Source organism: Bosea beijingensis (assembly GCF_030758975.1).
Classification (GTDB): Bacteria; Pseudomonadota; Alphaproteobacteria; order Rhizobiales; family Beijerinckiaceae; genus Allobosea; species Allobosea beijingensis.
This window is the reverse complement of the sequence record NZ_CP132359.1, coordinates 86,689-105,561: the sequence shown is the minus strand read 5'-3', so window position 1 is coordinate 105,561 and position 18,873 is coordinate 86,689. Positions and strand designations below refer to the sequence as shown.

The 18,873-nt window shown below is 67.3% G+C and carries 18 protein-coding genes; 9 read left to right on the top strand and 9 right to left on the bottom strand.

Going from position 1 to position 18,873, the window contains the following annotated elements; genetic code table 11:
* Positions 1-341: 341 nt before the first annotated feature.
* Positions 342-2,363, top strand: a complete 2,022-nt coding sequence (locus Q9235_RS00520; protein ID WP_306224817.1) for a DEAD/DEAH box helicase — start codon at positions 342-344, stop codon at positions 2,361-2,363.
* A 358-nt stretch (positions 2,364-2,721) separates the two neighbouring features.
* Here the strand turns inward: Q9235_RS00520 and Q9235_RS00515 are convergent, their stop codons facing one another.
* The gene (locus tag Q9235_RS00515; RefSeq protein WP_306224816.1) at positions 2,722-3,513 is read right to left on the bottom strand and encodes a DUF2189 domain-containing protein; all 792 of its coding nucleotides are present in this window, start codon (positions 3,511-3,513) and stop codon (positions 2,722-2,724) included.
* A gap of 213 nt (positions 3,514-3,726) precedes the next feature.
* Here Q9235_RS00515 and ligA point away from each other — a divergent pair, with 213 nt between their 5' ends.
* A complete protein-coding gene (gene ligA / locus Q9235_RS00510; RefSeq protein ID WP_306224815.1) occupies positions 3,727-5,898 on the top strand; it encodes an NAD-dependent DNA ligase LigA in 2,172 nt (723 codons plus the stop codon).
* A 3-nt stretch (positions 5,899-5,901) separates the two neighbouring features.
* On the opposite strand, the gene Q9235_RS00505 is transcribed toward ligA, so the two are convergent.
* The gene (locus Q9235_RS00505; protein ID WP_306224814.1) at positions 5,902-6,876 is read right to left on the bottom strand and encodes an AraC family transcriptional regulator; all 975 of its coding nucleotides are present in this window, start codon (positions 6,874-6,876) and stop codon (positions 5,902-5,904) included.
* 95 nt (positions 6,877-6,971) lie between these two features.
* Here Q9235_RS00505 and Q9235_RS00500 point away from each other — a divergent pair, with 95 nt between their 5' ends.
* The 4 genes from Q9235_RS00500 to Q9235_RS00485 all read left to right on the top strand — a co-directional run bounded on the left by Q9235_RS00500 (position 6,972) and on the right by Q9235_RS00485 (position 10,215).
* Positions 6,972-8,216, top strand: coding sequence for an MFS transporter (locus tag Q9235_RS00500; RefSeq protein WP_306224813.1), 1,245 nt, complete (start codon positions 6,972-6,974; stop codon positions 8,214-8,216).
* A 96-nt stretch (positions 8,217-8,312) separates the two neighbouring features.
* Entirely contained in the window at positions 8,313-9,176 is an 864-nt protein-coding gene (locus Q9235_RS00495) for an AraC family transcriptional regulator (protein ID WP_306224812.1), read from the top strand.
* A 29-nt stretch (positions 9,177-9,205) separates the two neighbouring features.
* Positions 9,206-9,919 (top strand): AzlC family ABC transporter permease, encoded by a 714-nt coding sequence (locus Q9235_RS00490; protein WP_306224811.1) that lies wholly within the window; start codon positions 9,206-9,208, stop codon positions 9,917-9,919.
* Positions 9,916-10,215 carry an AzlD family protein gene (locus tag Q9235_RS00485; protein ID WP_306224810.1) on the top strand — a complete coding sequence of 100 codons (300 nt, stop codon included), beginning with the start codon at positions 9,916-9,918 and terminating at the stop codon, positions 10,213-10,215. The genes Q9235_RS00490 and Q9235_RS00485 overlap by 4 nt, the downstream gene beginning before the upstream one ends.
* 228 nt (positions 10,216-10,443) lie before the next feature.
* Here Q9235_RS00485 and Q9235_RS00480 read toward each other — a convergent pair whose 3' ends face one another.
* On the bottom strand, positions 10,444-12,279 hold the full coding sequence (locus Q9235_RS00480; RefSeq protein ID WP_306224809.1) for an aminopeptidase P family protein: 1,836 nt from the start codon (positions 12,277-12,279) through the stop codon (positions 10,444-10,446).
* A gap of 297 nt (positions 12,280-12,576) precedes the next feature.
* Between Q9235_RS00480 and Q9235_RS00475 the strand changes: the two genes are divergently transcribed.
* Positions 12,577-12,819: a hypothetical protein gene (locus Q9235_RS00475; RefSeq protein ID WP_306224808.1), complete on the top strand. Its 243-nt coding sequence runs from the start codon at positions 12,577-12,579 to the stop codon at positions 12,817-12,819.
* A gap of 56 nt (positions 12,820-12,875) precedes the next feature.
* Positions 12,876-13,004 carry a hypothetical protein gene (locus tag Q9235_RS00470; RefSeq protein WP_306224807.1) on the top strand — a complete coding sequence of 43 codons (129 nt, stop codon included), beginning with the start codon at positions 12,876-12,878 and terminating at the stop codon, positions 13,002-13,004.
* Positions 13,005-13,047: 43 nt separating this feature from the next.
* Here Q9235_RS00470 and Q9235_RS00465 read toward each other — a convergent pair whose 3' ends face one another.
* Both Q9235_RS00465 and Q9235_RS00460 read right to left on the bottom strand, forming a co-directional pair.
* Positions 13,048-13,995, bottom strand: a complete 948-nt coding sequence (locus Q9235_RS00465) for a 50S ribosomal protein L11 methyltransferase (RefSeq protein ID WP_306224806.1) — start codon at positions 13,993-13,995, stop codon at positions 13,048-13,050.
* Between the two features lie 69 nt (positions 13,996-14,064).
* On the bottom strand, positions 14,065-14,820 hold the full coding sequence (locus tag Q9235_RS00460; RefSeq protein WP_306224805.1) for an SDR family oxidoreductase: 756 nt from the start codon (positions 14,818-14,820) through the stop codon (positions 14,065-14,067).
* Between the two features lie 101 nt (positions 14,821-14,921).
* On the opposite strand from Q9235_RS00460, the gene Q9235_RS00455 reads away from it, so the two are divergent.
* Positions 14,922-15,341 carry a winged helix-turn-helix transcriptional regulator gene (locus Q9235_RS00455; protein WP_422678252.1) on the top strand — a complete coding sequence of 140 codons (420 nt, stop codon included), beginning with the start codon at positions 14,922-14,924 and terminating at the stop codon, positions 15,339-15,341.
* Between the two features lie 3 nt (positions 15,342-15,344).
* Here Q9235_RS00455 and Q9235_RS00450 read toward each other — a convergent pair whose 3' ends face one another.
* The 4 genes from Q9235_RS00450 to Q9235_RS00435 all read right to left on the bottom strand — a co-directional run bounded on the left by Q9235_RS00450 (position 15,345) and on the right by Q9235_RS00435 (position 18,792).
* Positions 15,345-15,767: a GNAT family N-acetyltransferase gene (locus tag Q9235_RS00450; protein WP_306224804.1), complete on the bottom strand. Its 423-nt coding sequence runs from the start codon at positions 15,765-15,767 to the stop codon at positions 15,345-15,347.
* 42 nt (positions 15,768-15,809) lie between these two features.
* Positions 15,810-16,097 (bottom strand): type II toxin-antitoxin system HicB family antitoxin, encoded by a 288-nt coding sequence (locus Q9235_RS00445; protein ID WP_306224803.1) that lies wholly within the window; start codon positions 16,095-16,097, stop codon positions 15,810-15,812.
* A gap of 1 nt (position 16,098) precedes the next feature.
* Positions 16,099-16,293, bottom strand: coding sequence for a type II toxin-antitoxin system HicA family toxin (locus Q9235_RS00440; protein ID WP_306224802.1), 195 nt, complete (start codon positions 16,291-16,293; stop codon positions 16,099-16,101).
* Positions 16,294-16,410: 117 nt separating this feature from the next.
* Positions 16,411-18,792, bottom strand: coding sequence for an ATP-dependent helicase (locus Q9235_RS00435; protein ID WP_306224801.1), 2,382 nt, complete (start codon positions 18,790-18,792; stop codon positions 16,411-16,413).
* Between the last annotated feature and the right edge of the window lie 81 nt (positions 18,793-18,873).

The following is an 18,873-nucleotide window of genomic DNA, read 5'->3' as shown; positions in this document are numbered from 1 at the left end:
GCATCAGCGCGTTCGGTGAAGCCTGGAAGCTAGTGGGGCCGCCACCCAGCCGGCAAGGCGCGTCCGGCCCGGCTCAGCCCTGCGCGGGGCGCGGGAATGCCGCATTTCCTTTTGTATCGCTTTGCTCTATGAGCCGCTGTCATCCGATGGTGCAGCATGCCCGTTAGATCGCCATATGTCCTTCGGGACGACGGGGGGCGATCTGGCTCTTTGTTTTGGCATCGGATTTGCCGAAAAGTGCATTCTGCCTTTCGGTCCGATGCTCTAGTGCCGCCTGAATCCATCGCTCACGCTTTCGCGCCGTCCCTTCATCGGCGCCGCAACCCTTAGGCCTTTATCGTATGTCCTTTTCCCTCACGAGCCCGCCGCTCGCGCGCGCGCTCGCCGATCGCAATTACTCCGACCCGACGCCGGTGCAGAGCGCCGTCATCGAAGACGCTGCCCGCGGGCGCGACCTGCTGGTCTCCTCGCAGACCGGCTCGGGCAAGACCATCGCCTATGGGCTCGCCATCGGCGAGACCCTGCTGGGCACGGCCGAGAAGCTTGGCCCGGCCGCTGAGCCGCTCGCCCTGATCATCGCGCCGACACGTGAGCTTGCCTTGCAGGTGCAGCGCGAACTCGCCTGGCTCTACGCCCAGACCGGCGCGCGGGTGATCTCCTGTGTCGGCGGCATGGACCCGCGCCGCGAAGCGATGCTGCTCGACGAGGGCGCGCATATCGTCGTCGGCACGCCCGGCCGCCTGCGCGACCATATCGAGCGCCGCCGCCTCGACGTTTCCGCGCTGAAGGCGGTCGTGCTGGACGAGGCCGACGAGATGCTCGATCTCGGCTTCCGCGACGATCTCGAATTCATCCTGAAGACGGCGCCCGAAAGCCGCCGCAGCCTGCTGTTCTCGGCGACCTTCCCGAAGGCGATCGTCCAGCTCGCCCAGAGCTACCAGCGCGATGCGCTGCGTATCGAAGTGGAAGCGACCCGGCGCGGCCATGCCGATATCGCCTACAAGGCCGTGCGCGTGTTCCCGAAGGAAGCGGAGCTTGCCGTCGTCAACCTGCTGCGCTTCCACAATGCGCCGGTGGCGCTGGTCTTCTGCAACACCCGCAATGCCGTGCGCCATCTCGAGGCGATCCTGCTCGAGCGCGGCTTCACCTCCGTCGCGCTGTCGGGCGAACTCGGTCAGAACGAGCGCAACGCCGCGCTGCAGGCGCTGCGCGACGGCCGGGCGCGGGTCTGCGTCGCGACCGATGTCGCGGCGCGCGGTATCGACCTGCCGGGGCTCGACCTCGTCATCCATGCCGAATTGCCGAACGATTCCGAGGTGATGCAGCATCGCTCGGGCCGCACCGGCCGCGCCGGAAACAAGGGCACCAGCGTCCTGCTCGTGCCGCAGTCGCGCCGCCGCAAGGCCGAGCGCCTGCTGATGGAAGCCAAGGTCGAGGCCGAGTGGATCGGCCCGCCGACGGAAGAGGAAATCCGCGTCCTCGATCAGGAGCGCCTGCTCTCCGATCCGCTGCTCAACGGCGACGGTTCCGAGGACGATGCCGGCATGATCGAAGCGCTGATGGCAGGCCGCGAGGCGCGCGACATCGCCGCCGCTTTGGTCCGGCTCTACCGTGCCCGCCTGCCGGCGGCGGAAGAGGTCGGCGATCCCGGCTTCGGCCGCGACGAGCGCCGTCCGGCCCGCACCAACGAGGACTATGCTGCCAAGCGCACGTTCGGCGCCAGGCGCGACGAGGGCGAGGATGGCGAGCGCCCGCGCAAGCCCGCCGGCCCGCGTGGCGATACCGTCTGGTTCCGCCTGGATATCGGCCGCAAGCAGGGCGCCGACCCGCGCCAGCTCCTGCCGATGCTGTGCCGTCGCGGCCGGATCACGCGCGACGAGGTCGGCGCGATCCGCATCTTCGACCGTGAGACCAAGGTCGAGATCGATGCCGATGTCGCCGATCGCTTCTACGATTCGGTGCGCATTCCGGATCGCGACAAGATCGTGATCGAGCCGACGACCGAGGCCGAGCGCCGCCCGGCCAAGTCCTTCGCAGACAAGGCCGAGCGTCCGGCCGCGCCGCGGAAGAGCTGGGGCGACGATCAGGCTTCTGGTGAGGATCGGGGAGCACGCAAACCCTTCCCGCCGCGCGACGGCGAGCAGCGTGGGCCACGTGGGGACGATCGCAAGCCCTATCGCGCCGACAGCAGGCCCTCGCGCGACGACGCGCGTCCGCCGCGTCGGGACGATGGCAAGCCCGGTGGTTTCAAGAAGCCGTTTGCGGGGAAGGGCAAGCCTTTCGCCGGCAAGCCAGAGGGCGGGCGCCCGGGCGGTCCCAAGCCCTTCGGCAAGGGCAAGCCGCGCGGCGGCCCTCGCGGCTGAGCTTCGGCCTTTACACAAAAGCGCCGTCATCCCGGACAGGCTGCAAAGCAGCGCAGCTCTGGGATCCATCGTAGGGCTTTGCGCTCTGGGATGGATCCCGGGTCAAGCCCGGGATGACGGCGCTATTTCTTTGAAGATCGGTGCGCTTCGCGTCGCCGCCCTTTGGATGAGCGCTTTCCGCCCCTTCCTTAGCGCAGGCCGAGGAAGGACAGAATGGCGAGCACGACCACGACGAGGCCGACGAGATAAATGATGTTGTTCATGAAAAGCCCCCTGACGGAATGGAGCCTTGCGGCTCGATCTGGCAGGGGGTGAACCCGTTTTGGGCGCCAAAGGTTCCCCTTGGCGCCCGACGACCTCAGCCGACGACCTTGCGGTAGAGATGCCAGGTGGCATGGCCGAGCACCGGCATGACCACGATCAGGCCAACCAGCATCGGCAGGCAGCCGAGCACGAGCAAGCCCGTCACTATCAGGCCCCAGATCATCATCACGCGCGGATTGGCCTCGACGGCGGCGATCGAGGTGCGAATCGCTGTCGGCGCATCGACGTGCCGATCGATGATCAGCGGGAAGGAGACGACCGAGATCGAGAAGGCGAGGATCGCCAGCAGCATGCCGATCGCGTTGCCGATCACCATCATGATCCATCCGTCGGCCGTGGTGAACACGGCGCGCAGGAAGTCGGCGGTCGAGACATCGGCCGGCAGGCCGAGCAGGCTGCGATAGAGGAACCAGGCGCTGAAGAGCCAGGCAAGGAAGATCCCGGTCAGCATCGCGCCGAGCAGGGCTATCTGCCCGATCGAGGGCGAGCGCAGGATCGCGAAGGCGTGCATCCAGGAGGTATCCATGCCCTTTTCCCGGCGCCGGCTGATCTCATAGAGCCCGATCGCGGCGAAGGGCCCCAGCAGCGCGAAGCCCGAGAGCAGCGGGAAGAGCAGAGGGAAGATGTTGTAGCTCACGGTGAGCTGCGCCAGCAGGATGCCGGCGACAGGATAGATCAGGGCGATGAAGACGAGGTGGCTTGGCTGCGCCTTGAAATCCTCCCAGCCGCGCAGCAGCGCTTCGGTCAGATCCCGCGTCGTGATGGTTTTGACGCGCGGCTGCGAGAGCGAAACAATGTCGTGAACTGTGCCGTCGAGATTGGCCATGGCGTGTCTCCCGGTTCCGGCCCGGTTCGCCATATGGCTGTCGACGAAATCCCTGGCGTCAACGGCCTGCGGCGTCGAGCTTCCAATTCCCAGCCTGGAAACTATACGCGCGAAAGCCGGTTTTGTCGCAGACATTCGGGCTGGCGCAGTCCTGCGCCCGTCGCAAAGGCTGCTGCCCTTTCTCGTCGCGCGCATCTCGCCTAATGCTGTGCCATGAGCGCCGCCGCAGATTCCGCCCCCTCCGAAACGCCGATCGCAGAGCTGACGCCGCGCAAGGCGAAGGCCGAGCACAAGCTGCTGGCGGCCGAGGTGCAGGCCGCGAACGACGCCTATTTCCAGGACGATCAGCCGATCATGGACGACGCGGCTTATGACGCGAAGCGTCGCCGGCTCGTCGCGCTGGAAGAGGCCTTTCCGGCGCTGAAGCAGGAGAGCGATGTCAGCGCCAAGGTCGGGGCCAAGCCATCCGGCAAATTCGCCAAGATCCGGCATCGCGCGCCGATGCTCTCGCTCGACAATGCCTTTTCCGACGAGGCCGTCGCCGAGTTCGTCGGGCGGGTCTACCGCTTCCTCGGCCGGAAGGAGGAGGAAGGCGGCATCGCCTTCACCGCCGAGCCGAAGATCGACGGGCTCTCGCTCTCGCTGCGCTACGAGAAGGGAGAGCTGGTCGCGGCGGCGACGCGCGGCGATGGCGAGGAGGGCGAGGACGTCACGCTCAATGCCCGCACCATCTCGGAAATTCCCAAGACGCTCGCCGGGCCGGATGTGCCCGAGGTCGCCGAGGTGCGCGGCGAGGTCTATCTCGGCCATGCCGATTTCGCCGGGATCAACGAGCGCCAGCGCGAGAAAGGGCTGCCCGAATTTGCCAATCCGCGCAATGCGGCGGCCGGGTCGCTGCGGCAGCTCGATGTCAGCGTCACCGCCGCGCGGCCCTTGCGCTTCTTCGCCTACGCCTGGGGCGAGATGCCGGTCCTTCCGGCCCCGACACAATGGGGCGTGGTCGAGGCGTTCCGGCGCTGGGGCTTCCGCACCAACCCGCTGATGAAGCGTTGCGAGAGCATCGCGGAACTGATCGCGCAGTACCGGCTGATCGAGAGCCAGCGCGCGACGCTCGGCTACGATATCGACGGCGTGGTCTACAAGGTCGACGATCTCGCGCTGCAGGCCCGGCTCGGCTTCGTCTCGCGCGCGCCGCGCTGGGCGATCGCGCATAAGTTCCCGGCGGAGCTCGCGACGACCGTGCTGGAAGCGATCGACATCCAGGTCGGCCGCACCGGCGCGCTTTCGCCGGTGGCGCGCCTGAAGCCGGTCACGGTCGGTGGCGTCGTAGTGACCAATGCGACGCTGCATAACGAAGACTATATCCGTGGCTTGGATTCCAAGGGGCTGCCGATCCGCGACGGCACCGATATCCGCATCGGCGACACGGTGACGGTGAAGCGGGCGGGCGACGTCATCCCGCGCGTCGAGGCGGTCGATCTCGCCAAGCGCCCGGCGGATTCGAAGCCTTATGAATTCCCGACGCTCTGTCCGGCCTGCGGCAGCCATGCGACGCGGGAGCTCAATCCGCGCAGCGGCAAGGAAGACGCCATCCGCCGCTGCACCGGAGGCCTGATCTGCCCGGCGCAAGCGGTCGAGCGGCTCAAGCATTTCGTCTCGCGCGACGCGCTGGATATCGACGGGCTCGGCGACAAGCAGATTGAGTTCTTTCATGGCGATGCAGAGCTGCCGGTTCGGGAGCCGGCCGATATCTTCACGCTCGCCGCACGCGATGCGGCGAATCCGCTGAAGAAGCTCAAGGCCAAAGAAGGCTTCGGCACTCAAAGCGTCGCCAAGCTGTTCGATGCGATCGAGGATCGGCGTTCCCCGCCGCTCAATCGCTTCATCTTCGGGCTCGGCATCCGCCATATCGGCGAGACGACGGCGCGGCTGCTGGCGCGGCATTACGGCTCGTTCGAGGCGCTGCGGGCAGCGAGCATCGCGGCTGCCGACGAGGACTCGCCGGAGCGGCAGGAGCTCGGCGCGATCGACAGCGTCGGCCCGACCGTGGTCGAGGCTCTCGTCGAATTCTTCGGCGAGCCGCATAACGAGGAACTGCTCGACCGGCTGCTGGCGCAGGTCTCGCCGCAGCCCTTGGAGGCCGTCGCCTCGGCCAGCCCCGTCGCTGGCAAGATCGTGGTCTTCACCGGCGCGCTGGAGCGGATGACCCGCGACGAGGCCAAGGCGATGGCCGAGCGGCTCGGTGCCAAGGTCGCGGGCTCGGTCTCGTCGAAGACGGATCTGCTCGTCGCCGGGCCAGGGGCGGGGTCGAAGCTGAAGGATGCCGCCAAGCACGGCGTCGAGGTGATCGACGAGGCCGGGTGGTTCGACCTAGTCGGCGGCTGAGTTCTACTCCGCGGCTTCCACTGCTGGCGTGAACATTGCGGCTGGCGGCGCTTCGCCCGCGCTCCGCACCTGGCTCGGCGCCAGGCCGGTGATGCGCTTGAAGGCGCGGCTGAACGAGGCTTCCGACTCGTAGCCGAGGCGCTGGGCGACCACCGCGATCCGCAACTTGTCGCGGGCGAGCCATTGCCGGGCCTGATGCATCCGGACCTGCGCGACATAGCGGGCCGGCGTCTCGCCGACGACCTCGGCGAAGCGCTCGGCGAAGCCTGATCGCGAAGCGCCCATCAGCTCGGCGAGGCTCTCGACCGTCCAGTCGGTCTCGGGATGGGCGTGGATCGCTGCCAGCACCTTGCCGATGGTCGGGCAGCGCGCCGCCGCGACCCAGCCCTTGGCGGCGCCGCAGCCGCGCTCGACCCAGGCCCGGATGATCGCGGCCGCGAGCACATCGGCGAGGCGCGCCAGCATGCCGCCGGCGCCGACCCGGTCCATCGCGACCTCGCGGCCCATGGCTTCCAGCAGATGCGGGAGGCCGGGCTCGTCGGCGATGAAATCGTTCATCCGCATCAGGTCCGGCATCAGGCGCAGCAACGGGTGGTCGAGATCGACATTGAAGGTCATGCGCCCGGTGAAGAGCAGCATGTGAGCGCCTGTGCCGCCGCCTTCGACGTCGAAGACATTGCCATAGGCCTCCAACACCCGGCAGTTGCAGGGCGGGGAGGCGACGGCCTCGGGCGAACTCGCAAGCACATGGCCGCCGCCGCGGGGCAGCAGCACGGCGTCGCCATCGGCGAGCTCCAGCCAGTCGCCGCCCGGCGTCTTCAGCCAGCAACCGCCGCGCGAGATGAAATGGAAATAGGCCTGATGGGTCGGCGGGAAGGCGACGCCCCAGGGCGCGGCCAGTTGGCAGCGGCTGTAATCGACGCCGTCGAGCCTCAGGCCCCGGAGCATCTCGGTCAGGTGGTCGGCGGAGCCGGTCATGGCAATCCTGGACGAACGGTCATGAGATGCGGATGATATAGCATGGAAACTCCATGGGGCCACGCCCATCTTCCGGCGACCTGATGGAGACCCCCATGTCAGATTCCCTGTCTGCCACTGCAATCGAATTCGACGACAGCGCCGAGGAGGCGCGAGACAAGCCGGCCTGGGCTGCCGTCACATCCCTGACCTTCGGCGTCTTCGGCCTCGTCACGGCCGAGTTCCTGCCCGCGAGCCTGCTGACCCCGATGGCCGCCGATGTCGGCGTCTCCGTCGGAGCGGCCGGGCAGGCCGTGACCGCGACCGCCGTCGTCGGCGCCATCGCCGGCCTGGCCGCGGCCATCGTGACGCGCGGCATCGACCGGCGCATCGTGATCTGGTCGCTGACCGGCCTGCTGATCGTCTCCAGCGTCATCGCTGCCGTCGCCACCAACCTGACGACGCTGCTCTTCGCCCGCGTCCTGCTCGGCATTGGGCTCGGTGCCTTCTGGTCGATGGTCGCGGCGACCGCGATGCGGCTGGTGCCGCCCAGCGCCTTGCCCAAGGCGATGTCGCTGATCTTCGCCGGCGTCTCCCTCGCCACCGTCAGCGCCGCGCCGATCGGGGCCTATCTCGGCAACGTGATGGGCTGGCGCTTCGTGTTCTGGCTCTCGGCGCTGGTCGGCGTCGCGACGCTTGTCATCCAGATCGCGGTTCTGCCGCGCCTGCCGGCGCGCGGCTCGCCCGATATCCGCACGCTGTTTCGCCTGCTCGGCCAGCCCAGCATCGCGCTCGTGCTCGCCGGCATCGTCGTGGTGATCTCCGGGCATTTCGCGGGCTTCACCTATGTACGCCCGTTCCTGGAGCAGATCCCGAAGCTCTCGGTCGAGGCGATCTCGCTCGTCCTGCTGGCCTATGGCGTCGGCGGCTTCTTCGGCAATTTCGCGGGCGGGGCGATCACGGCGCGCAGTGCCAAGGCCTCGGTGATCTTCGGCGCCTTCCTGATCGCGCTGGTGGGCGTGAGCCTGCTCTTCGTCGGCGCATCGCCGATTGCGTCTGCCATCGCGGTCGGGCTCTGGGGCTTCGCCTTCGGCGCGCTGCCCGTCGGCTTCCAGACCTGGCTGGTGCGCGTCGCGCCGGAGGACGAGGCCGAATCGGCCGGCGGGCTGATCGTCGCCGCTTTCCAGATCGCGATTGCGAGCGGGGCCATCTTCGGCGGCCTGCTGGTCGATGGCTTCGGGACGCTCGGCGTCATCGCCTATGCGACCGTCGCGACGCTGGTCGGTGGACTGGGCGTGTTGCTGCTGGGGTCGAAGAGCCCCGAGCGTGTGGGTGCCGGCGCGGCTGCGCACGCGCTTTGACGCTTCAGTTCCGGATGGCTGAACCGATCGGGCGCGTGATGCGCCCTATCACTTTTCTTCAAGACAGGTCGGCGGGCTTCTGCGCTATCTTCGGGCATGCAGTCGATCTCGCAGGAACAGGCCTTGCTGGAGACCCCGCTCAAGGCGGGGGAGAGCGCGCACCTGTTCGCCGCGCGGCGTTTCGACGGACTCGAATTCCTCGCCGCGACCTTCCGCACCCATGCCTATGCCCCGCATGCCCATGACACCTATGCGATCGGTACGATCGAGATGGGTTGCGAAATCTGGCACGCGCGCGGGCAGAAGCTCCGTGCCGGTCCCGGCGATATCGTCATGAACCACCCGCTCGACGTTCATGACGGCGCGCCGAGCGAGGGCGGCTATCGCTACCGGATGAGCTACCCCTCCGTCGAGTTGATGCAGGAGATCGCGGCATCGCTGACCGGAAACGAGGCTGTCGGCACGCCGTTCTTCCGCGATCCCGTCGTGCAGGATCCGGCGGGTGCCGCGCTGTTCAGCGCCGCGCATCGTTTGCTGGAGGAGGGCACCGACGCGCTGGCGGGCGAGGAGGCGCTATTGCGCGCCTATGCCCATATGCTGGCGCGCCATGCCGACCTGTCGGTGCAGGCGGTCGGGCGTGAGGACGGGCCGGTGGCGCGCACGCGCCGGGCAATCGAGGCGCGCTACGAGGAAGACCTGTCGCTGGCCGATCTCGCGCGATTGGCCGGGTTGCCACGCCACCATCTCATTCGGGCCTTTCGGCGCGAGACCGGGCTGACGCCGCATGCCTATCTCATCGATGTCCGGGTCCGGCGGGCGCGCGAGCGCTTGCGGCGCGGTGAGAGCCTGGGTGAGGTCGCGGCGGCGACGGGGTTCTGCGACCAGCCGCATCTGACGCGAGCCTTCAAGGCGCGCCTCGGGGTGACGCCCGGCGCCTTCCGCGCGGCGCATGCCGGCTGAACGATAATCTCCAAGAGAACCGACAATCCATGTCCACGATGCGTGACGACATCAGGCGCGGCCTGAGCGATATCTGGCCGGCCGCGGTGGCTGCGGCGCCGATCGGGTTGCTCTTCGGCGCGGTCGCGGCCAGCAAGGGGCTCTCGCCGCTCGAAGTCTTCCTGATGAGCATCATGGTCTTCGCCGGCGGGGCGCAGTTCGCCGCGATCGAGCTCTGGGCGAGCCCTGCGCCGGTCGCCGCGCTGGTGTTCTCGACGCTGCTGATCAATGCGCGCCATGTGCTGATGGGGGCCTCGCTTGCGCCGAAGCTCCAGGGCTTCAGCCGCTGGCAGAAATTCCTCGGCCTCTACTACATGGCCGACGAGAACTGGGCCTTGGCCGAGAAGCGCGCCCGCACGCACCGCCTGACGCCGGCCTACTGGTTCGCGATGGTCATTCCCTTCGTCTCGGGCTGGCTGATCAATTCGACGCTCGGTGCGATGATCGGCGCCGTGCTCGGCGATCCCAAGCGGCTTGGCGCCGATTTCGCCTTCACGGCGCTGTTCATCGCGCTGGTCGCCGCTTTCTGGAAGGGCAGGGTGACGTTCTGGACGGTGGCCGCCGCCGGGATCGCTTCGGCGGTGACCTATCGGCTCGTTGGGCCGCCCTGGCATGTTGCGGCGGGGGCGCTTTGCGGATTGCTGGCGGCCTGGCTTGCGGCGGGTGGCGAAGAGCAGCCGGTCACCGAGGAGGCCAAGGCATGAGCGTCGACCCGATCAATCTCCTGGCCTTTCTCGGCATGGCGATCGTGACCTATTTCACGCGCGTCGCCGGGCTGGCGCTGGCGGGGCGGCTCAGCCTCTCTCCGCGGGCGCAGGCCGCTTTCGACGCGATACCGCCGGCCGTACTGATCGCGGTGATCGCGCCAAGCGCGCTTGCGACCGGCTGGGCCGAGACGGCCGCGGCAGCGATGACGGCGCTGGCGGCGACGCGGCTACCCTTGCTGGGGGTAGTCGCTGTCGGGGTTATCGCGGTGGTCGGGTTCAGGATGGTGATGTGAGCCACGGCCGTAGTGCTCGGGCTTGAGAGTCCTGAGTACTTCGTGACCAGCCTTGTCATTCCGGGGCGTGCCTTCAGGCGCGAACCCGGAACCCACGACTGGGCGAGCCGCGGGCCACTGAAGACAAGATATCTCACGCAGTCGTGGGTTCCGGGTTCTTCGCTGCGCGAAGCCCCGGAATGACAATGGCGGCTCCTGCCGCCAGAAGTGTTTCCGCCTCCGGCAGGCTCACAATGCGCTGCACGCCGCTTCCAGCCAGGCCTTCGTCTCGCCCTCGACCTGTGGCGCAAGCTTCTCCCAGACCTTGGCATGATAGGCGTCGATCCAGGCGACCTCGCCGGCATCGAGCATGTCCTTCTCGATCAGGGCTCGCTCATAGGGGCACCAGGTGATCGTCTCGAAGCCATAGATCGTCCGCTCGGCGCCGGGGATCTGGCGCTCCTCGACGACGATCAGGTTCTCGATGCGGATGCCGTACTCGCCTTCCTTGTAGTAGCCGGGCTCGTTGGAGAGGATCATGCCCGGCTCCAATGGCGTGGTGCCGAGCTTGGAGAGGCGTTGCGGCCCCTCATGCACCGAGAGATAGCTGCCGACGCCATGGCCGGTGCCGTGGTCGAAATCGAAGCCGCCCTGCCAGAGCGGCAGCCGGGCGAAAGCGTCGAGCTGCGCACCCGAGGTGCCCTTGACGAAGACCAGCCGCGAGATCGCGACATGGCCCTTGAGCACGCGCGTATAGCGGTCGCGCATTTCGGCGGTCGGCTCGCCGACAACCATGGTGCGGGTGATGTCGGTGGTGCCGTCCTCGTACTGGCCGCCTGAATCGACCAGGAAGATGCCGGGTTCCAGCTTGCGGTTCGAGGCCTCGCTGACGCGGTAATGCGGGAGAGCCGCATTGGGGCCGGCGCCGGCGATGGTGGTGAAGGAGACATCCTTCAGCAGGCCGGTCTTCAGGCGCTCGGCCTCCAGCGCGGCGACCGCGTCGATCTCGGTCAGGCCGCCCTTCGGCGCCTCGCGCGCCAGCCAGGCGAGGTAGCGCACCATGACGGCGCCGTCGCGCAGATGAGCGTTACGGGCGCCGTCGAGCTCGGCCGCGTTCTTGCGCGCCTTCATCAGCGCGACCGGGTCGGTGCCGGCATCGGGCGTGCCGCCGGCATCGCGGATCAGCGTCGCGAGCGCGGAGGCTGCGGTCGTCGCATCGAGCCGGACCTTGGCCTTGGCAGCGCCGAGCTTCGCGATCTGCCTGTCGAGATCGGCCGGAGGGGCGATCTCGCCGACGGCACCGATGGCGTCGCCGGCCTCGTTGGTGATCTTTTCGGGCGCGAGGAAGACGGTCGGCCGGCCCTCGCGTGGGACGATCGAATAGCCGAGTGGCAGTGGCGTGTGCTCGACATCGCCGCCGCGGATGTTGAAGATCCAGGCCAGCGCATGCGGGTCGGAGACGACGAGCGCGTCGACCTTGGCCTCGGTCAGCGCTTTCTGAATGCGGGCGAGCTTCGAGACGCTGTCCTCGCCGGCGAAGGCGGCCGGATGTGCCTTGACCGGCGCGGCCGGCGGGGCCGGGCGGTCGCTCCAGAGCGCGTCGATCGGGTTGGCCCTGACCGCGACGAGGCTGCCGCCGGCTGCCGCCACTGCCTTTTCGAGCCGGGCGAGGCCGTCGACCGTATGCAGCCAGGGATCGTAGCCGAGCTTGCCGCCGGCCGGCAGGTTCTGCTCGACCCAGCGTTCCAGCGGCGTCTCTTCCATGCGGACCGGCGTGACGACTTCGGTGTCGGTCTGCTCGGCCGACTGGATCGTGTAGCGGCCATCGACGATCAGCGCGGCCTTGTCGGCCAGCACCACGGCATAGCCGGCCGAGCCGGTGAAGCCGGTCAGCCATGCCAGGCGCGCCATATGAGCCGGGACGTACTCGCCCTGATGTTCGTCGGCGCGGGGGATGACGAAGCCGTCCAGACCCTGCGCGGCGAGCGCTTTCCGCAGGGCGGTTACGCGACCAGCAACCAGCTTCGGGTCGCTCGGTTCGGAGAAGGACTGGAAACGGCAGGTCGGCAGGGTCGAATCGGTCATGGCGAGGTCCGGCTTAGGTCGCGGCATCGTCGCCTCGCACCGCCGAAAGCGCCAGCGCAAATCCATGGGCGCGGCACTGCCCGTTCCGTGGGACGGCGCTGCCTGCCGGGACCGCATTGTGCTGATTGGTTATGCAATCTACGCAAACATTAATGGATATTGGCGGATCGCATGCGTTTTCTGCATATCTTGCATATGCGAACATATCTTCTCGCAAGTGCGAAATGACCCCACCTTGGACGCATAAGAGAACGAGGAAGCGACCGGGACTGTCCTTCGTTTTTCGGAGATGGACCCATGACGTATGTGTTGAACAATGCCGACGTGCTGCCCGTACCGGTCCAGGCCGGTGCCAAGACCCGCTCCGACAAGCCGGGGCTGATGCAGCGCTTCTATGCCGCGCTCGTCGTGAGCCGTGCGCGTTCCGCAGCCCGCGAACTGCGCGCCCGCAACCTCCTCGTCAACGAGGCAGAGCTCGTACTGGGCGGCTATCCGTCCGCGACGCTCTCGAGCGACGTCTCCCTGCCTTTCAGCCGCTGAATTCACGCCGCTGCGGCCTCGAGCCGCGCAGCCGACAACCCTTGAGGACCACCACCATGATCGCCATCATCAAGCACATCTTCGAACAGATCACTGACGCCGCGAAGTTCACCGCCGCCGTCTGGCACGATGCCCGCAGCCTGCAGGCCGATGCCGAGAAGAAGTACGGCTATATCGGCTTCTGAGCCGACCGAGTAACGGCCTCGCGCTTCCCTCGGGCGCCGGAGGTCAGGCAAGGCGGCGCGGCCTCGGGGCTGCGCCGCCTTTTTTCATGACCAGCGTCGCCCAGCCCTCGCGCAGCGAATGGCTGGCGAGATGGACGCCCTGGTGCCGATAGGCAGAGACCACGCCGGGGACGTCCATCGCCAGCAGGCCGGACAGGATCAGCGTGCCGTTCGACGAGAGCACGCGCGCGATCGACGGCGCGAGCCGCTTCAGCGGACCGGCCAGGATATTGGCGAAGACGAAATCGAAATGGCCGGGACGCCAGGCCTTGGCATGGCGCAGGCCCGGCGCGACATAAAGATCAAGCGCGTTCGGGGCATGGTTGAGCCGGGCGTTATGGGCGGAGACTTCGACCGCGACGGCGTCGATATCGCCGGCGACGACCTTGCGCTTGATCTGCTTGGCGAGCGCGAGTCCCAAAATGCCGGTGCCGGTGCCGATATCGATGCCATGGCGGGGGCGGCGCTTCTTCAATTCGGCGTCGAGCGCGAGCAGGCAGCCAGCGGTGGTGCCGTGATGGCCAGTGCCGAAGGCGAGCGCGGCTTCGATCTCGATCGCGACATCATTGGTGCGGACGACGTGCCGGTCATGCGCGCCATGGACGAGGACACGGCCGGCGCGGACGGGCTTCAGGCCGTCCAGGCTGTTGGCGACCCAGTCCTTGGTGTTCACCGTGGTGAAGGGCGTGTCGTCGACGAGTTCGCCGACGATCGGGCGCAGCAGGTCGCGCACCGCGTCCTCGTCGGGCGGGTTGGCGAAATAGATCTCGACCTTCCACGGGATGTTCATCGAGAGCGTGGTGATCCCGTCCTCGACCTCGAAGGCGGAAATCGCGGTCTCGGTGGGGTCGAAGATCTCGCCCAGCAGTTCGGTCAGGGCCCGGGCCTGTTCGCCCGAGGTGGAGAGTTCGAGGACGGTCGCGACCGTCGCTGGCAGGAGGCCTTCGCGCATGCGGTGGCCTTAGCAGCGTGTGGCGTGGTTGTCATGGTCGGGTTGCCGCGACCATGACTGAAATCAGGGTCAGGCGTGCTGGGCGTTCAGCGCCGCGAAGACCTGACCGAGGGTGCCGGTCGCCTCGGCGAAGCGCAACGGCTTGCAGCGCTCGACGATGACCTCAGTGGCTTCAGGTTGCGTTTCGAGGATCGTCATCACCTCGCTGATGAAATCGGCGAGCGGCATCGCGGCCGGATCGACCGCCTGATGCGGGCCGAGCAGTTCGGTCTGGACATAAGGCGGGGCGATCTCGATGACCTCGACGGACGTGTTCCTGAGCTGCTCGCGCAGGCTCATCGACCAGGAGTGGATCGCGGCCTTGGTCGCGCTGTAGGTCGGGGTCGCCGCCAGCGGCACGAAGGCGAGGCCGGAGGAGACGCTCAGGACCGTGGCGCTGGGCTGCTTCAGGAGATGCGGCAGCAGCGCGGCCGTCAGGCGGATCGGCCCGAGCAGATTGGTCGCGATCGTCTCCTCGGCGATGGCGAGATTTTCGGCGGCCGGCACGTTCTCCGGCTTCATGATGCCGGCATTGTTGATGACGGCATTGAGCTGCGGGAAGCGTTGGACGGCCCTACGGGCGAAGGCTGCGATATCGGCCTCGTCCTGGATGTCGAGCAGCATCGCTTCCATGCCGGGATTGGCCGCGGTGATCGCATCGAGCACGGCTTCGCGGCGGCCGGCTATGACGACCTTGTTGCCCTTGGCGTGCAGCGCCTCGGCCAGCGCCCGGCCGATGCCGGAGCCGCCGCCGGTGATGAGGATGATGTTTCCGGAAATCTTCATGGCGAGACCCTCTCGTGGTTGCACGAGACGAGATGGCGCCCATACTCTTCAATGGAAAGAAGGCGCTTTATAGTGCCATACGCACCAAAAGGAGAGTGTCGATGCAGGCGATCCGAACCGCGATGGCGGCGATGCATCAGCGCAGCGAAGCGATCCCTCCGGTGAGCCCGGCGGTGGAGTCACTGGTCCGGCAGGTCATCGCGCAGATCGCGGACAAATGGACGATGCTGGTGCTGGAGGCGCTGGAGGAGCATGGCACGCTACGCTTCACCGAAGTCGGCCGGATCGTCGGCGGCATCAGCCAGAAGATGTTGACCAAGACATTGCGCGAGATGGAGCGCGACGGGCTGGTGATCCGCACTGTCCACCCGGTGATCCCGCCGCATGTCGACTACACGCTGACGGAACTGGGGCGCGAGCTCAGCGCCGCCTTCTGCGGAGTCTGGACCTGGGCCGAGACTTACTACGCCGAGGTTTCGGCCGCGCGGAAGGCGTTTCGCGAGCGGGAAGGCGGCGCCTGAGCCTCAGAGATCCTTGGTCAGGTAGATCCGGGTCGCGCCGGGCGGATTCGGGGCAATCTCGCCGAAAACCTGCCAGCCGAGCTTCTTGTAGAATTCCGGCGCCTGGAAGCTGATGGTGAAGAGCACGGCCTTGCTGCAGCCGCGCCGGCGCCCTTCCTCCTCGGCCATGGCGAGGATGCGGCTGCCGATACCGGTGCCGCGCAGGCTCTTCGGCAGGTAGACGGTATCGATGAACAGCAGGCCGAGCGAGGTGCGACCGGCGAGACCGCCGATCGGCTTGCCGGTTTCGGGGTCGCCGATGCGGATCTGCAGTTCCTGGCGATCGTGCCGGCCGATCGCCTCGTCGTTATAGTCCTTCAGGCCTTCGCCGAGCAGCTTGCGGAAAGCGTCGTCTTCGGCGTCGGTGAGGGTGATCTCGGGAGGCATGGTCGATCGTATCGTTGGAGAGGCAGCAAGGATGCGCTGCTTCTACTCCGCGGCTGGCTGCAACGATAGGTCGGGTGCCGGGATCAGGGCGATGGCGTGCGCCGCCATGTCCGCAGAGGTCTCGGGATCACTGCGCAATTCGCTGGGAGTGCGAGCGTGGGGTGCCGGGCTGCCTTGGGCTTCGATCCAGAGTGCAATGGCTTCCGGAGCGTTGAGCAAGGCTTCATCCAGCGTATCGCCGGCCGCGAAGCAGCCGGGCAGATCAGGAAACCAGACGCCGACGGCATGGTCGGAGCCTGCATCCTCGATGATGGCGACGTAATGGGTCATGTCAGTCGCGCGGCCAGCCTGCCTGCTTGTAGATCTTCAATACGAGGCCGGGTCCGAAACTCTTCTTCGGGTGCGGCACGACGATAGTGTCACGGACGCCGGGCTTTTTGAAGACATGGTGCGAGCCGGTGATGCGCACGCATTCCCAGCCCTCGCGTTCGAGGCAGCGAATGATGTCGGCGCTGTTGTTGAGCATCAATGCCTACTGATTTGCGACAGATCTGCATTCTATATCGCCACATCGCCCCATTTTGAATGATGTTCCTGTTTTGTTCAATCGATCCCACTGCGGTTGTCCCCAGCGATCCAGAAATCACCCCGCTTTTTGCACGAACGAGTCCAGCACCATCTTCCGGCCGGCCTTGTCGAAATCGACGGTCAGCTTGTTGCCGTCGACGCTGGCGACCGAGCCGGGGCCGAACTTGACGTGGAAGACACGGGCGCCCTCGCCATAGGCGGATTCGCCCGATGATTTCGCGGTCAGCTCGCCCTCGATCAACAGGGGGCCGCGCTGGCGAGAGCCGCCGCCGAAACTGCCCTGGCCGAAGCCGCGGCCGCTTTCGGAGAATCCGCTGCCACCGCCGCTGTTCTTCGCGCGGTTCTCCTGCGCGCGCTGCCAGCCCGGGGTGTTGTAGCTCGAGCCGAAGCTTTCCATCCGGTCGAAGCGCGAGGCGCCATAGCCGCCTTGGCCGTAGGCGGTCGGGGCCTGCTCGACCTCGACATGCTCCTCTGGCAATTCGTCGATGAAGCGGGAGGGCAGGCTGGTCTGCCAGAGGCCGTGTATGCGGCGGTTCGAGGCGAAATAGAGCTTCAGCTTCTTGCGGGCGCGGGTGAGGCCGACATGGGCGAGGCGGCGCTCCTCTTCCAGCCCGGCGCGGCCGCTCTCGTCGAGCGCGCGCTGGTTCGGGAACAGGCCTTCCTCCCAGCCGGGCAGGAAGACTGTGTCGAATTCCAGACCCTTGGCGGCGTGCAGCGTCATGATCGAGACGCGCGCCTCGGCCTCGCCGTCGCCGACATCCATCACCAGCGAGACGTGTTCGAGGAAGGCCGGCAGGTCTGGGAATTCATCGAGCGAGCGGACGAGTTCCTTGAGGTTTTCGAGCCGCCCGGCAGCATCGGCCGAGCGGTCCTTCTTCCACATCTCGGTGTAGCCGGACTCTTCCAGCACCAATTCGGCGAGCTCGCCCTGGGGCATGTGCTCGGCGCGCGCCGACCAGCGGCCGAAGGCCTCGACCAGCTCGCGCAAGGCCGTGCGGGCCTTGGGCTTCAACTCGTCGCTCTCGACCGCGGCGCGGGCCGACTGCATCAGCGAGAAGCCGGTGGCGCGGGCATGGTTGTGCAGGAGCTGGACAGTCGCGTCGCCCAGCCCGCGCTTGGGGACGTTGACGATGCGCTCGAAGGCGAGATCGTCGGTCGGCGAGACGACGCAGCGCAGATAGGCGAGCGCATCGCGGATTTCGGCGCGCTCGTAGAAGCGCGGGCCGCCGATGACGCGATAGGGCACCCCGGCCTGGACGAAGCGCTCCTCGATCTCGCGCATCTGGGCGGAGATGCGGACGAGGACCGCGACCTCGGCGAGGTTGTGCTTCTTCGCCTGCATCGCCTCGATCTCGTCGGAGATCAGGCGGGCTTCCTCCTGGCTGTCCCAGGCGCCGGTGATGGTGACCTTCTCACCGAGCGCATCCTCGGTGCGGAGCGTCTTGCCGAGGCGGCCTTCGTTGCGGGCGATCAGCTTCGAGGCGGTGGCGAGGATATGGCCGGTCGAGCGGTAGTTGCGCTCCAGCCGGATCACGGTCGCGCCCGGAAAATCGTGTTCGAAGCGCAGGATGTTGTCGACCTCGGCGCCGCGCCAGCCATAGATCGACTGGTCGTCGTCGCCGACGCAGCAGATGTTGCGGCGGCCCTGCGCCAAGAGGCGCAGCCAGAGATACTGGGCCGTGTTGGTGTCCTGATACTCGTCGACGAGGATGTAGCGGAAGCGGTCGTGATAGGTCTGGAGCACGTCCGGATAGTCGCGGAACAGCGTCAGGCAGTGCAGCAGCAGATCGCCGAAATCGACGGCATTCAACGCCGTCAGGCGCTCCTGATAGGCGGCGTAGAGCTTGCCGCCCCTGCCATGGGCGAAGACGGCCGCTTCGCCTGCGGGCACATCCTTGGGCGCGAGGCCGCGGTTCTTCCAGCTATCGATGAAGCCGGCCAGCATCCGGCCGGGCCAGCGCTTCTCGTCGATGTTCTCGGCCTGTATCACCTGCTTCATCAGGCGGATCTGGTCGTCGGTATCGAGGATGGTGAAGTCGCTGCGCAGGTCGAGCAGCTCTGCATGGCGGCGCAGGAGCTTTGCCGAGATCGAGTGGAAGGTGCCGAGCCAGGGCATGCCTTCGGCGACCGGGCCGACGAGATGGGCGACGCGCTCCTTCATCTCGCGCGCCGCCTTGTTGGTGAAGGTCACGGCGAGGATCTGGGAAGGGTAGGCGCGGCTGGTCGAGATCAGGTGGCCGATGCGGGTGGTGAGCACGCGGGTCTTGCCGGTGCCGGCGCCGGCTAGCACCAGAACGGGGCCGCCCGTCGCCTCGACCGCCTGGCGCTGCTCCGGGTTCAGGCCCGCGAGATAGCCGGCCGCCGGCTGCGCGGCAGCGCGCGCGGCGAGGCCGCCGGGACGGGGCGGAGGAGCGGAAAAGGGGTCTGCGTCGGACAAGGGTGTGCGCTGCTCGTGCGTGATTCGTTCTCTAGCGAATATAGGGTGTCGCTGTCAGGATTGCGCCCTGCCGGAGCGATC